Consider the following 12,487-nt stretch of genomic DNA (forward strand, 5'->3'; position numbering starts at 1 on the left):
AACCACGATATTACACGAATAATGGCCGCCCTGCGATTTTACCGAAGTAGGTAAGAATCACATATTCGAAATTCAGCTCATCGGCGAGTCTCGCCCATCTTGTGAATACGAATTGTGTTAGTAGAGCCAACAACCCCTGGTGGCATACCGGAAACGATCACCACACGGTCGCCGTCAACAGCCAGGCCTTCCTTGCGCAACACTTCATCCACCTGATCAACCATTTGATCTGTCGTGGAGACAGTTGAAAGCGTGAGTGTTTCAAGACCCCACGACAGTGCGAGCTGACGACGTACCTTCTCATTATCGGTAAAGACCACGAGTGGAATACGGCCACGTAACCGGGACATCCGGCGGGCAGTCTGACCTGAAGAAGTGAACACCGCAATGAACTTCACGCCGATAGCTTCACCAATATCCATGGCCGACTTGGTGATAACACCGTTACGAGTACGGTGTAGGTTCGAGATCCGAGGAATCGACTCGATACCGTGTTCTTCGGTATACGAAATGATTGACGCCATCGTTTGCACACACATAATAGGGTATTTACCAACTGAGGTTTCTCCCGAAAGCATAACCGCATCAGCGCCGTCAAGAATAGCGTTAGCACAGTCAGAGGTTTCTGCGCGTGTTGGCGTTGGAGCCGAAATCATCGACTCGAGAACCTGAGTTGCCACAATAACTGGCTTAGCGTTACGGCGAGCAATCGTAATCGCACGCTTTTGCACAATTGGAACTTGCTGCAACGGCAATTCGACACCCAAATCGCCTCGGGCAACCATCAAGCCGTCGAACGCGCGAACAATATCTTCAAGTACACTCACAGCCTGTGGCTTTTCGATCTTCGCAATAACTGGAATGCGGTGGCCTACCCGATCCATTACCTCGTGAACGTCTTCGATATCCTTAGGCGAACGCACGAATGACAACGCGATAAGATCAGCGCCATAATTCAGACCCCATTCGAGATCTTCCTTATCCTTCTCCGAAAGAGCAGGAACAGACACTGCCACACCAGGCAAGTTAACACCCTTGTTGTTCGAGACCGTTCCGCCAATAAGCACCTGGGTGCGTACGTCGTTACCTTCAACCGACAGAACGCGAACCTGAACCTTACCGTCATCGATAAGAATCAGATCGCCTTCGGAACAATCCCCCGGTAGCCCCTTAAACGTCGTCGAGACGCGATCTTTATCGCCAGGAACATCGTCCGTCGTGATTGTGAAAATATCACCGGTCTCTAAAAGGACAGGACCTTCAGCGAAGCGACCAAGTCGAATCTTTGGACCTTGGAGATCCACAAGAATCGCAACTGGCTTCCGCAGTTCTTCGGAGGCTTGACGTACCCAATCAATGCGCTCTTCATGCTCTTCGTGAGAGCCGTGAGAAGCATTAATACGGGCAACATTCATGCCGGCTTTAACTAGTTCGAGAATCTGATCCTTGGAATTAACCGCAGGACCTAATGTACATACAATTTTGGCTTTGCGCATGGTGTTTATCTTACCTGATTCCTTCTGATTCAGTGCTATCTTCCTGAGAGCGGAGATAAATATCGGTTATTTCTGGTTGCTCGACAACTTTCCGGCGCAGCCACACCAGAGCAATGATTCCGCCGCAGCAGACGATTATTGACGTCCACACGTTCAACCGCAGTCCCATGATGAGGGTGGCATCGTCGATACGTAAATTCTCAATCCATACTCGGCCCAGCGTATACACCACGACATAGAGCGCTAGAAGTTGCCCACCTCGCAGCTGGAACCGACGCTCGGCCCATAAGAGGAAGAAAAAGCCCGCCAAGCACCAGAGCAATTCATAGAGAAAAGTCGGATGAAACGTTGTACCTGATGCAAAACCCGCAGGCATATGTGCATCGTCGATTTCTAACGCCCACGGCAGCGTCGTCGGAGCACCAAACAATTCCTGATTGAAATAGTTCCCCAAGCGACCAATAGCCTGGCCAAGGATCACGCCCGGAATGAACGCATCTGCAAAGGCACCGAATCGCAAACCATGACGACGCAGGCTCACCCACGCAGCAAACGCGCCGAACAACACTGCACCCCAGATCCCCAGGCCACCTTCCCAGATGCGGAAAATTTTCGTCCAATCACCATTTTCACCAAAATATGGCGTAGGCGAAGTAATCACATGGTAGAGACGAGCACCGAAAATACCGGCGACAACCATCCAGACGCCGATATCTTCCGATACGCCAGCAGGTCCGCCCTTTTTCTGGTACCGCTTGTCTCCCATATACCAGGCGAGCAAAATACTCACCAAAATAAACATCGCATAGGCCCGAATAGGGATAGGACCTAGCATCCATACGCCTTGTGGCGGCGAAGGAAATGAAGTGAGCACGTGGTTCTCCTTTAGCGCTCGAAATGGGTTAGTTACTAAATATTTTATACGCTTGTGTTCTTGGCGCTCGGTTTTTCATCCGAAATCGCGAGGATATCTAAGACAATAAGAACATCCTCTTCGCCCTGAGCTTGGGCTGCCGGAACCGAAATAGCGATGCGTGATCCCACCCGTTGATCCAGCAAACCAGCATGAAGACCAGGGAAAACATCTTCGACGGCAATGTATGCCGGTGGATTTCCATTGGTAAACGTGTTTTCGATAGGCGTACCATCGGCATGCGCCAAAACATAATTTGCGTAGACAACGTCATCTTGTGTCACCTGCGCGCCCTGACCAGAGACCACTGGGAAGATCCGTACGTTATCAATCGGCGTGGATACACCGCCAACGACCGGAACTCCGTCGTCGTCGCTAGAAACAACGGGAATAAGCGGATCAGTAGGCTGGGACTGAACCTGGCCAGTCACTCGCGTCGGCAAGATATCGACGATAATCATCGACGTGCGATCCGCTAACGGATCAATCACTGCAAGACGAGTACCCTCGTGTTTGCCAACGACGACGTCAGCAAGTTTGCCAACCGATGATTTATTCGCAACCCCGCTCACAATAGTGGGAAGATCTGCTACCTGAGACCACTCATCACCCGCCGCCGTAAATTTCGTGGCACGCAACAACACCTGGTTATCGGCATCAATAACACGCCCCTCACCGGCAATGAGCTCACGAATCTGTCGGCCCTCGGAGGCTGGTGTCCCCGTCGTCGTCACGGTAACTACCGCACCAAAATTTCCTTCCACGTTCATCGCGAAGGCAGGCTCACGAGTTGTAACATTCCACAACAACGTCGAGAAACCAATACCAGCCATGAACGCCAGAACTGCAAGCGGCACAGCCACATACTTATTCATTGTTTTCCATTGAATCAATTAAAGCCTCGATGTCAGCATTAGATGTAGCAAACGGATCACTCAACCCTACAGTAACACCATTTCCGTCATTGAATAACCGGACTAATCCCCAGTCCGCCGAAAAATCACGATGGTGACGGCGCGCAGCATGAATAAACGCTGAACGGATCCGCGCCCGTGATGTTTGCGGAGGATAATGCATCGCGCGGGCGACGTCGTCGTCGGAAACTGCCGACTTTAGCACCCCACTCTGCTCAAGTTTAGAACGCAGACCTGCACTCGAAACATCGTGCCAGGCCAATTCAAGACGTGAAATGCGATCGTCGCTGAGCGGAACATGGAACCGGTGACGGTAGCGGGTGATGAGCTCATACTTTGCTATCCACTCGATTTCCGTGTGTACAGCACCAAAATCGTTTGTTTCGAACGCATGGAGTGCTCGCTCCCAGAGATCGAAAGCATAGCGCATCAATGGATCGAGATCGGCAAACCAGCCAGCTCGCTCATAATGCTCGCGCACGATCTGAAAAATCTCCGCCTGAACCTCAGTGGCACTGATAGTTTGACCATTAGCGCGTTCGAGTAGCACACGCCCCGAAAGATCTTGGGCGACGTCGCGGATGGCGCGCATCGGATCAAGAAGTTGGAGAGATGGGAGACGCACACCATCTTCCATCACGTTCAACACCGCGTTCGTCATGCCAACTTTAAGTGCAGTCGTTGCTGACGACATATTAGAATCGCCCACAATAACGTGCATCCGGCGATAGTTTTCCGCATCTGCATGCGGTTCGTCGCGAGTGTTGATCATTGGGCGGGTGCGGGTAGACGACGTCGAAACCGCGCCGTGCATATGGCGAGCGCGCTGGGACAGTTCAAACCGTACCGTGCCTGGTTCATGATAAACGTAGCCGGCGCCAACAAGTAATTGACGGGTGACGAAGAACGGTACCAGATCGTTGAGCCGATCAAGGAAATCCAAACGACGACGAACCAAATAATTTTCGTGGCAGCCATAGGAATGTTGCGCGGTGTCCACGTTGTTTTTAAACAGATGGATATGGGAGGTCTCTAGGCGTTCTTGAGCGACCTGTGCCATCTGGACGAGCAGCTCATCACCTGCGCGATCTTGAGCAAGGAGATCGGCTAGCTGGGTGCATTCTGCAGTGGCATATTCCGGATGATCGCCGATATCAAGGTAGAGGCGCCCACCGTTTTCTAAAAATGCTGACGTTGATCCGGTACGTTGTTGCATATCGGCAAACAACTGTTCGGCAATAACGGCCGGCTCAGTGGCGATATGGGCACCAGAAGAATCCGAGCTGGCGATGCCATACTCGGTTTCGATTCCCATAATTCGGTTGATCACTGGCCACCCTTTTGTACGAAGCCTTGAACGAATGACGAGGCGTTGGTTTCCAGGATCGAATCAATATCGTCCAATAGGGCGTCGACGTCGAATGGGGCGTCCGTTGTCTGTTCAACGGTTTCTTCTGCTGAAACTACGGATTCGCGTTGGATACGCTGGAATTCTTGTTCGCTCATTATTCTCCTTTAACCAAGTCGGTACCAAAATGCCGATATGTCGATAGTGGGGTTTGTGTAGTGGCGAAGAAATCGCTGATCTGATCGAATGTTGGTTCGTGGGGATCCATAAAGTTGATGCGCCGCGGCCCGTCAGTGGTATCAAGAACCGCACTGGACCAACCTAAGGTGCGTACATCGTGCTCAAAATAGCGTAAGAGCACTTCACGGAAATATGCTCGAGAAACGTGCGGAGCATGCTGTTGGCCTTGGGCAATCTGCTCAGCCGAATACAGGCGGTCTACCCGGCCAGCTTGATCGAGCTTATGAACGATTGACGCCGAAGGGCGCAAATCGTGCCATTGGAGATCGAAGGCGCGTAGCTGGTCAGAGTCCCATGAGGAACCAGAGCGCTGGCGCAGATGGTCGAGCATCTGATATTTCGCGATCCACTCAATACGCGGCGCTGCCTGGAAAAGATCCGTGCGTAAGGTATCGAGTGTCGATTGCCAGAGTTCTACGAACTTCGCGGTATCGGGGTCGCTTTGGCCCACGCGGTCGATAGTTGTACGCACCGCGTCCAGATAGATCTGTTGGATGTCGATAGCTGTGCGCGTGGAGCCGTCATGCATATCAACTGCGTGACGCAGCGTTGGGTCATGGGAGATTTCCCACGTGGCGGCCACCGGTTCAAACAAGACAAGCGATTCCAGATCGAGTGGCATAGCGTCTTGTTCGAGCATCCACAACACAAGATTCGTTGTGCCGACCTTCAACAAGATCGACTGGTCGAATTGGTTCGCGTCTCCCCCAATAACGTGAAGACGGCGATACTTCTCTGGGGTTGCATGCGGTTCATCGCGCGAATTAATAATCGGACGATTGAACGTTGTTTCGAGGCCAACGACGTTTTCGACATAGTCAGCACGTTGCGAGATTTGGAATCCGCTGGCTTGCGAGGCTTGGCCTAAGCCGACGCGTCCCGTTCCACACAGAATTTGCCGAGAAACGAAAAACGGGGTGAGGTAGCGGATGACGTCGTTGAACGGGACTTGGCGCGAGAGTAAATAATTTTCGTGACTGCCGTAGGCTGCGCCCTTGCCATCAACGTTGTTTTTGTAGATAACAACATTGCGCCCCTGAGCGTTTAACAGGTCCATCGTTTCACGTGCAAGAGCTTCACCAGCACGATCCCACAAAACAGCTTCGTAGGGAGTAGTAACTTCGGGCGTGGAATACTCCGGATGCGCATGGTCGACATACCAGCGTCCGCCGTTTGGCAACGCAATATTGGTGATCTTGGTATCGGCAGGCAGCTCAGACAACGGCGGAACCGGGTTATCCGTGAGCTGATCAGGGTGGGCTACTTGGCGGCCAACGCGAAAACCGCGAGCATCGTTAAGCGGATCTTCGGAGTGGAAATCCCAGGTAGCAATCGGCGCTTGGCAACCGCGAGCATACGCGTCCACGACTTGTGCACTGAGCGAAAATGAATCTTGCACGTCGGCGTCGAGATCAAGAATACCGAACTCGGTTTCTAACCCAACTATTCTGTTTACTGCCATGATTCTCTCAGCCTTGTTGCCGGGTACGGCGAACGGAGACGATGTCGGGACGTCCCTCTACCCGGGCCCATTCTTTCGGGTTATCCACACGGGCTAATGCTTCGTTTTCTGCAAGATCCTCACGGACGGCACGAAGAAGATGCGAGGTTTGCACGCCGTGCTCCCCCATCGCCAAATAGTCTTTGATCGCATATTTCTTTGCACGCTCAACAATGCCTGCCAGCATTGCTCCCGAGACCATATGATGAGCGTAGAGCGTTTGGGTGTGTCCGTCTCGATAGGTCACTTCGACGAAGGCGTTATCTGGGGTTTCCTCCCACAGCTCGTCCACAGTTGCCGTAATCATCGCATTGAGTGCGCTCGACAGATCCCCATGTCGGGCAATTTCCGAGGCATGGACAGGCACGCTAGGAACAAGATACTTGCCGAGAATATCGCGGGCGCCAGCATAGTCTGGCCGGGAGATATGGATTTTGATATCGAGACGCCCTGGCCGCAAAATCGCTGGATCGATCATGTCTTCTCGGTTCGAAGCACCAATAATAATCACGTTATCGAGTTGCTCAACCCCATCGATTTCGGCGAGCAGCTGGGGAACAATCGTGGTTTCGACGTCGGAAGAAACACCAGAGCCACGGGTGCGGAACAAGGCTTCCATCTCGTCGAAGAAAATGACTACCGGTATACCTGCACTTGCCTTCTTGCGGGCACGTTCGAAGATGTCGCGAATCTGACGTTCGGTTTGTCCAACGTATTTATCGAGCAACTGCGGGCCTTTAATGTTGAGGAAGTATGCACTATCCTCGCCAAACATGTGGGACAACGACGTGGCTACCGCACGCGCGATAAGCGTCTTGCCCACGCCCGGCGGGCCATAAAGGAGCACACCTTTTGGTGGTTTGAGACCGTGATCGCAATATATCTCTGGATGCTGGAACGGCAACTCGATGGAGTCACGCAATTCCTCAATCTGTGGAGCCAAGCCACCGATATCCTCATAGGAAACATCCGGGGTTTCTTCGAGAAGAAGACTATCGACGTCTGGTTGGGAAACAGCTTCAAGCGCAAATCCGTGGGTAAAATCGGCAAGCACCAAATCACCAGCCCGCACCTGCGTATTTAGCAACTTTCCGCCCAAACGAATAATCCGGTTCTCACCACCTACTGCAGTGACCATAATACGTTGTGCATCAACCACAGAATCAACTACAACCACCTGACCGGTTGTGTTGTACGAATCGGCACCGATAAGAACCTGATGATCGTTCAGTAGCACCTCTTGGCCGGGAGCGATCGTATCTAGAGACACCCACGCCGCAGCGCTTACTTCAAGCTGCTTCGTACCTTGAGCGACAAGAGCCGTGTGCTGTGTCTGGTTCGCACGCACAAAAACCGCGTAGGTACTCGGCGGCTTGGATAACGAATCGAGATGGGTACTCAATTCCTTTATTCGATCGCGAGCAGACGACAGCGCCTTACTCAACTCACGGTTTTGTTGAGCTAGGGCCCGAAGATCAGGTTCTTGTTGTGTCATTGAATACTTCTAGTCGTTGTTGTCAGTTTCTCGTTCGTTCTGGCGTTGAGCTCGTTTTGCTGCGGCTCGGGCTTGCGACTCCGCCTCAAGTTGGGCATTCATCGCAGCAGAATTTTCGCCTGCTTCAGATGTACCAGATAACTCGACGTCGGCGCGATGAGCTACATCACGACGGACTTTACGTAGCTTCTTCGTCGACATAGCGCGCTCTTGAAGCTGGTCAGTCTCCCAAGCCAACGGCTCCGAATGCGCAGCTGGAGCTGGACGCTTGGTAGGCACCAGTGGCATAGAACCGCGACCGATACGGCGAGCGACGACGAGGAAGCCAGTGTGTGCGACCATACGGTGATCGGGACGAACCGACAGGCCGTCAAGATGCCAGGTTCGAACCATTGTCTCTGACGCCTGCGGTTCAGTGAAGCACTCAGAGGTACGCAAATCTTCAACGAAACGCGACATTTGCGTAGTTGTGGCAACATAGCCGATAATGACGCCGCCAGAGCGCAGCGCATGCGCAGCGGAATCAATATTTTCCCACGGCGCAAGCATATCGAGTACCACAGTATCGATACTGCCTTCATCCATAGAATCCAAAACAGAATCAAGATCGCCAAGAACAACATCCCAGGGTGGCAGCTGCGGGCCAAACCAGGATTCAACATTGGCACGAGCGATTTCAGCAAACTCAGGCCGGCGTTCAACTGAGGTCAAGTGACCGTCCATGCCAATAGCCGAGAGTAAAGATAGCGCTAACGCACCCGAACCCAACCCTGCTTCGACAACGCGGGCACCAGGGAAAACGTCAGCCTGCTGCACAATCTGGCCGGCATCCTTCGGATAAACAACCGTTGCGCCACGTGGCATAGACAGCACGTAGTCGTTGACTAGTGGGCGCAACGCGAGCAAGCGATGACCGGAGGTGGTATCAAGAACTGTGCCTTCATCTTTGCCGATCAGATCGCGATGATGGAACGATCCCCGCTGGGATTGGAAGTAGCCATCGTGCGTGAGCATAACGGTGTATTTACGATTCTTGGTGTCAGTTAGCTGGACGCGTTCGCCTGCGCGGAACGGCCCCCGACGGCGCTCTGCGCCCAAAGGATGAGGATAATTAGTCACTCCCTCATCTTACGGGAGCCCACGCTATTGTGGGAGTGCCAAAACTGTGTGATTAGCCGATTACTCAGAGAGTGGAATCTCATCATCAGCATGACAAAAACATGTGGGACAGAGAAGGTAGAGTAAAACTATGTCAAAAAAACATGCCGCGCTTTCGCCTTCTCGCGCCTCAGACTTCCGTTCGTGCCCATTGAAGTTTCGATTCCGCGTAATCGATAAGCTTCCCGAGCCACCCTCGATTGAAGCCTTGCGCGGAACGATTGTGCACGCTGTTCTCGAACACCTCTTTGATCGTCCAGCGGAGCAACGCCAAGAGCTCACCGCACAAGAAGCATTAATTCCGACGTGGGAAGCACACCTTGAAAAGAATCCGGCAGCTCTTGAGCTCTTCCCGGATTCCACGCAGCTGTCTGCCTGGCTCGAATCGGCTCGGCCGCTCATCTCGTCGTATTTCCATCTGGAAAATCCACAATATTTACAGCCCTCAGGCCGCGAAGAATTTGTGAACGCCACGTTGCCATCCGGGCTCGCGATCCGCGGAATTATTGATCGTATCGATACTGCACCTAATGGCGCAGTACGTATCATTGACTACAAGACCGGCAAATCTCCAGCACCGCGTTATCAAGATGGCGCGATTTTCCAGATGCGCTTCTACACAACTGCCCTATTCTATTCAACCGGCAAAATCCCGCAGCGCACCCAGTTACTCTATCTCAAAGATCAACGTGTGCTCACCTACGATCCAGTGCCGGAAGACGTTGCAGCAACCACCAATGAGCTCAACCATTTGTGGTCAGCTATTCGCGGAAGAATTGATACCGGACAGTTCGAAGCTAAAAAGGGACCGCTGTGTAACTGGTGCCATTTCTCTTCGATCTGCCCGGCATTTGGCAATGTAGCTCCGGAAATGTCTACCGATGGCGTACAAGCTCTGCTTACTGCCGAACGTCCATCAGCCGATGTAGCTCAGCAACCGACAGATCTTCCAACGACTCAACAATAACGAGATTATCGAGATCAGGGATCGGTACCTGGAACGGGATCGCAATCGTGAGTGCGCCCGAAGCATGAGCTGAGCGGACGCCCGGGTTCGAATCCTCAAACGCCACACAAGAGTTAATATCCACACCAAGTTTTTCAGCCGCAAGGCGATACGGGAACGGATCGGGCTTGCCTTTACCTGGTGGCAAAATATCGCCAGTGACCGACACTGTCAATGTACCTTCAGGCGCAGCATCCAACGTCAACTGCGCAAACTCCGAAAACGACGAAGTCACCAAAGCTGTCGGAATGCCCTGCTCAGCCAGTGCGGTTAACAATTCGCGGGCTCCTGGGCGCCACGGCATACCACGAGTCTTCGCCTGATGAACAACCTCTGCAACGAGCATTGGTGCAAGCTCATCAATCGTCAACGGCAAATCCAGACGCTCGATGATCAGCCGGCAAGAATCCTCGATTGCTCGACCAATCAAATCATTTTGATCGCCGTCGTTCCAAGGCTTCCCGTAGCGTGCAAAAACTGCCTTTTCGGCTTCAAACCAGAGAATCTCAGAATCAGTAAGCGTGCCGTCCATATCGAACAGTGCGGCGGCAATCGGCATAGGTGAACTCCTTAGTAGACGTTTAACAGACCCTGGGTCAACAACACCACAACAGCCAGAGCGAGAATCAAACGATAAATCACGAACGGCATGTATGACATGGTCTCAACAAGGCGTAGGAACCACACTATCACTGCGTAGCCAACAATGAACGCCACAAGGGTGGCAATAAGCAACGGCGCAAGTGCAACCTGTGGTCCCGTACCGTCGTCCGAAATAAACCGGTAAAAACCCGATCCTAGAACTGCCGGGATAGCGAGCAAAAACGATACTCGCGCAGCAGCCGAACGCGTATAGCCCAACAGCAAACCAACAGTAATCGTGCCACCCGAACGCGAAACGCCGGGGATCAGTGCCATTGATTGGGCGAAACCGAGCACAACGCCGTCGCGAATCGACATTTGTTCAATAGCCAGACGACGAGTGGAAATGCGGTCAGCAATACCAAGGAAGATCGCAAAAATCGCCAACATGGCAGCAGTAATAAACATATTGCGGAATACGGAATCGATCGCATCTTCTAAAAGCAATCCAAGAATAACGATCGGCAAGGTGCCAAATATAACGATCCATCCCAAGCGCACATCCGGATCAGTTTGCGGTACTTGATTCTTCCACGGACCAAACGGTAACGCACGGAACCAGGCATGAATAATCCGCACAATATCTTTCCAGAAATACAAAATCACAGCCGCTTCGGTACCGATCTGCGTCACCGCAGTAAAGGTAACCCCTGGATCGCCAAGCCCGGGAAACAAGTCACCCACGATACGCAAGTGAGCCGACGACGAAATTGGCAAGAACTCAGTCAAGCCTTGCACGATGCCTAAAATAATTGCTTCAAAAATACCCACGTGTCAAGAGTACCGCTCGCCGCAGAAGTCTATTAGGCTGACACATGTGAAGAATAACAAGGTTGGTACATCTGGTCTGCGTGTCGGTCATATCGGGCTCGGAACTCTTACGTGGGGGCGTGACACCGAATATGACGATGCTGCCCGTATGACTCAAGCACTTATTGACGCCGGCGGCAATCTCATCGATATTTCGCCGCTGTACGGCGAGGGCCTCGCAGTTGGTGTTTTGGGCAAGATACTTTCTGGCGGTGTACGCCGTGAGGAGATGACAATCTCGGTACATCTCGGCTTAGGTGTCAAGAACGGCCGGGTTTGTCAAGATGCCTCACGGTCTGGGCTTATTTCCGCACTCGATCAACTATTGCTCGATCTGGGAACCGACCACGTAGAAATTGTCTCGCTTGCCGCCCCGGATAATGACGTACCGTTCCATGAACTCGTCGACACTCTCGCAGCCCTGGTAACCTCAGGCAAAGCCCGATACCTTGGACTTGCGAACCATCCAGCGTGGGAAATTGCGCGGATAAGCCAATACTTAACCGATATGCATCTACCAGAACTCACCAGCGTCAACGCTGATTATTCACTCCTTAACCGTACGATCGACGACGACGTGACCGCCGTCGCGGACACATTTGGGCTTGGCATCATCGCTCAGTCACCGTTGGCGGGCGGAGTACTCACCGGCAAGTATCGCAGTACTATTCCGGCAACATCGCGAGCTGCAACCGAACACCTGTCAGCAACAGTAGATCGCTATCTTGATTCCGATTCACGCCGGCTGGTTGAAGCAGTTGTTAAGGCTGCGGACGGCTTGGGACGCACACCGTCTGATGTGTCATTGGCGTGGTTGCTTGGCCGTCCACATGTTGCTAGCCTACTTTCAGGTGCTCGTACTGCAGCCCAGTTTGATCAGCTACTTGCCCTCGATCTCACCCCGCTGCCAGGCCAAGTATCAGACGTACTTGATGAGGTAACTGCGTAACTCTAGAGCCGTTTT

Annotated in this window: 12 protein-coding genes; 2 read left to right on the plus strand and 10 right to left on the minus strand. The window is 52.6% G+C overall.

Going from position 1 to position 12,487, the window contains the following annotated elements:
* Positions 1-77 precede the first annotated feature (77 nt).
* The 8 genes from pyk to JTE88_RS04630 are packed head-to-tail and all read right to left on the minus strand — an operon-like array spanning position 78 to position 9,026.
* On the minus strand, positions 78-1,496 hold the full coding sequence (pyk, locus tag JTE88_RS04595; RefSeq protein WP_204423016.1) for a pyruvate kinase: 1,419 nt from the start codon (positions 1,494-1,496) through the stop codon (positions 78-80).
* Between the two features lie 10 nt (positions 1,497-1,506).
* Positions 1,507-2,370: a prolipoprotein diacylglyceryl transferase gene (gene lgt, locus JTE88_RS04600; protein ID WP_204423018.1), complete on the minus strand. Its 864-nt coding sequence runs from the start codon at positions 2,368-2,370 to the stop codon at positions 1,507-1,509.
* A gap of 44 nt (positions 2,371-2,414) precedes the next feature.
* On the minus strand, positions 2,415-3,284 hold the full coding sequence (locus tag JTE88_RS04605; protein ID WP_204423020.1) for an FKBP-type peptidyl-prolyl cis-trans isomerase: 870 nt from the start codon (positions 3,282-3,284) through the stop codon (positions 2,415-2,417).
* Positions 3,277-4,653 carry a proteasome accessory factor PafA2 family protein gene (locus JTE88_RS04610; RefSeq protein WP_239519480.1) on the minus strand — a complete coding sequence of 459 codons (1,377 nt, stop codon included), beginning with the start codon at positions 4,651-4,653 and terminating at the stop codon, positions 3,277-3,279. Before JTE88_RS04610 ends, JTE88_RS04605 begins: the two co-directional genes overlap by 8 nt.
* Complete coding sequence (locus JTE88_RS04615) at positions 4,650-4,829, minus strand: ubiquitin-like protein Pup (RefSeq protein WP_204423022.1); 180 nt, start codon at positions 4,827-4,829, stop codon at positions 4,650-4,652. The genes JTE88_RS04610 and JTE88_RS04615 overlap by 4 nt, the downstream gene beginning before the upstream one ends.
* Entirely contained in the window at positions 4,829-6,373 is a 1,545-nt protein-coding gene (gene dop, locus JTE88_RS04620; protein ID WP_204423024.1) for a depupylase/deamidase Dop, read from the minus strand. Before dop ends, JTE88_RS04615 begins: the two co-directional genes overlap by 1 nt.
* A 7-nt stretch (positions 6,374-6,380) precedes the next feature.
* Positions 6,381-7,907: a proteasome ATPase gene (gene arc / locus JTE88_RS04625; RefSeq protein WP_204423025.1), complete on the minus strand. Its 1,527-nt coding sequence runs from the start codon at positions 7,905-7,907 to the stop codon at positions 6,381-6,383.
* A gap of 9 nt (positions 7,908-7,916) precedes the next feature.
* On the minus strand, positions 7,917-9,026 hold the full coding sequence (locus tag JTE88_RS04630; RefSeq protein ID WP_204423027.1) for a tRNA (adenine-N1)-methyltransferase: 1,110 nt from the start codon (positions 9,024-9,026) through the stop codon (positions 7,917-7,919).
* Positions 9,027-9,156: 130 nt separating this feature from the next.
* On the opposite strand from JTE88_RS04630, the gene JTE88_RS04635 reads away from it, so the two are divergent.
* Positions 9,157-10,032 carry a RecB family exonuclease gene (locus tag JTE88_RS04635; RefSeq protein ID WP_204423028.1) on the plus strand — a complete coding sequence of 292 codons (876 nt, stop codon included), beginning with the start codon at positions 9,157-9,159 and terminating at the stop codon, positions 10,030-10,032.
* On the opposite strand, the gene JTE88_RS04640 is transcribed toward JTE88_RS04635, so the two are convergent.
* A complete protein-coding gene (locus tag JTE88_RS04640) occupies positions 9,965-10,630 on the minus strand; it encodes an HAD family hydrolase (protein WP_204423030.1) in 666 nt (221 codons plus the stop codon). The two genes, JTE88_RS04635 and JTE88_RS04640, sit on opposite strands and share 68 nt — an antisense overlap.
* An 11-nt stretch (positions 10,631-10,641) precedes the next feature.
* Entirely contained in the window at positions 10,642-11,484 is an 843-nt protein-coding gene (locus tag JTE88_RS04645; protein ID WP_204423031.1) for an undecaprenyl-diphosphate phosphatase, read from the minus strand.
* A 46-nt stretch (positions 11,485-11,530) separates the two neighbouring features.
* Between JTE88_RS04645 and JTE88_RS04650 the strand changes: the two genes are divergently transcribed.
* Positions 11,531-12,472, plus strand: a complete 942-nt coding sequence (locus JTE88_RS04650) for an aldo/keto reductase (protein ID WP_204423033.1) — start codon at positions 11,531-11,533, stop codon at positions 12,470-12,472.
* Positions 12,473-12,487 lie beyond the last annotated feature (15 nt).

This window comes from Arcanobacterium phocisimile (genome assembly GCF_016904675.1).
Lineage (GTDB): Bacteria > Actinomycetota > Actinomycetes > Actinomycetales > Actinomycetaceae > Arcanobacterium > Arcanobacterium phocisimile.

What these genes read in the sequence shown, in the direction of transcription:
- dop (WP_204423024.1), bottom strand. Translation starts at nt 6,373, where the DNA reads ATGGCAGTAAACAGAATAGTTGGGTTAGAAACCGAGTTCGGTATTCTT.
- JTE88_RS04640 (WP_204423030.1), bottom strand. Translation starts at nt 10,630, where the DNA reads ATGCCGATTGCCGCCGCACTGTTCGATATGGACGGCACGCTTACTGAT.
- JTE88_RS04615 (WP_204423022.1), bottom strand. Translation starts at nt 4,829, where the DNA reads ATGAGCGAACAAGAATTCCAGCGTATCCAACGCGAATCCGTAGTTTCA.
- arc (WP_204423025.1), bottom strand. Translation starts at nt 7,907, where the DNA reads ATGACACAACAAGAACCTGATCTTCGGGCCCTAGCTCAACAAAACCGT.
- JTE88_RS04605 (WP_204423020.1), bottom strand. Translation starts at nt 3,284, where the DNA reads ATGAATAAGTATGTGGCTGTGCCGCTTGCAGTTCTGGCGTTCATGGCT.
- pyk (WP_204423016.1), bottom strand. Translation starts at nt 1,496, where the DNA reads ATGCGCAAAGCCAAAATTGTATGTACATTAGGTCCTGCGGTTAATTCC.
- JTE88_RS04635 (WP_204423028.1), top strand. Translation starts at nt 9,157, where the DNA reads ATGTCAAAAAAACATGCCGCGCTTTCGCCTTCTCGCGCCTCAGACTTC.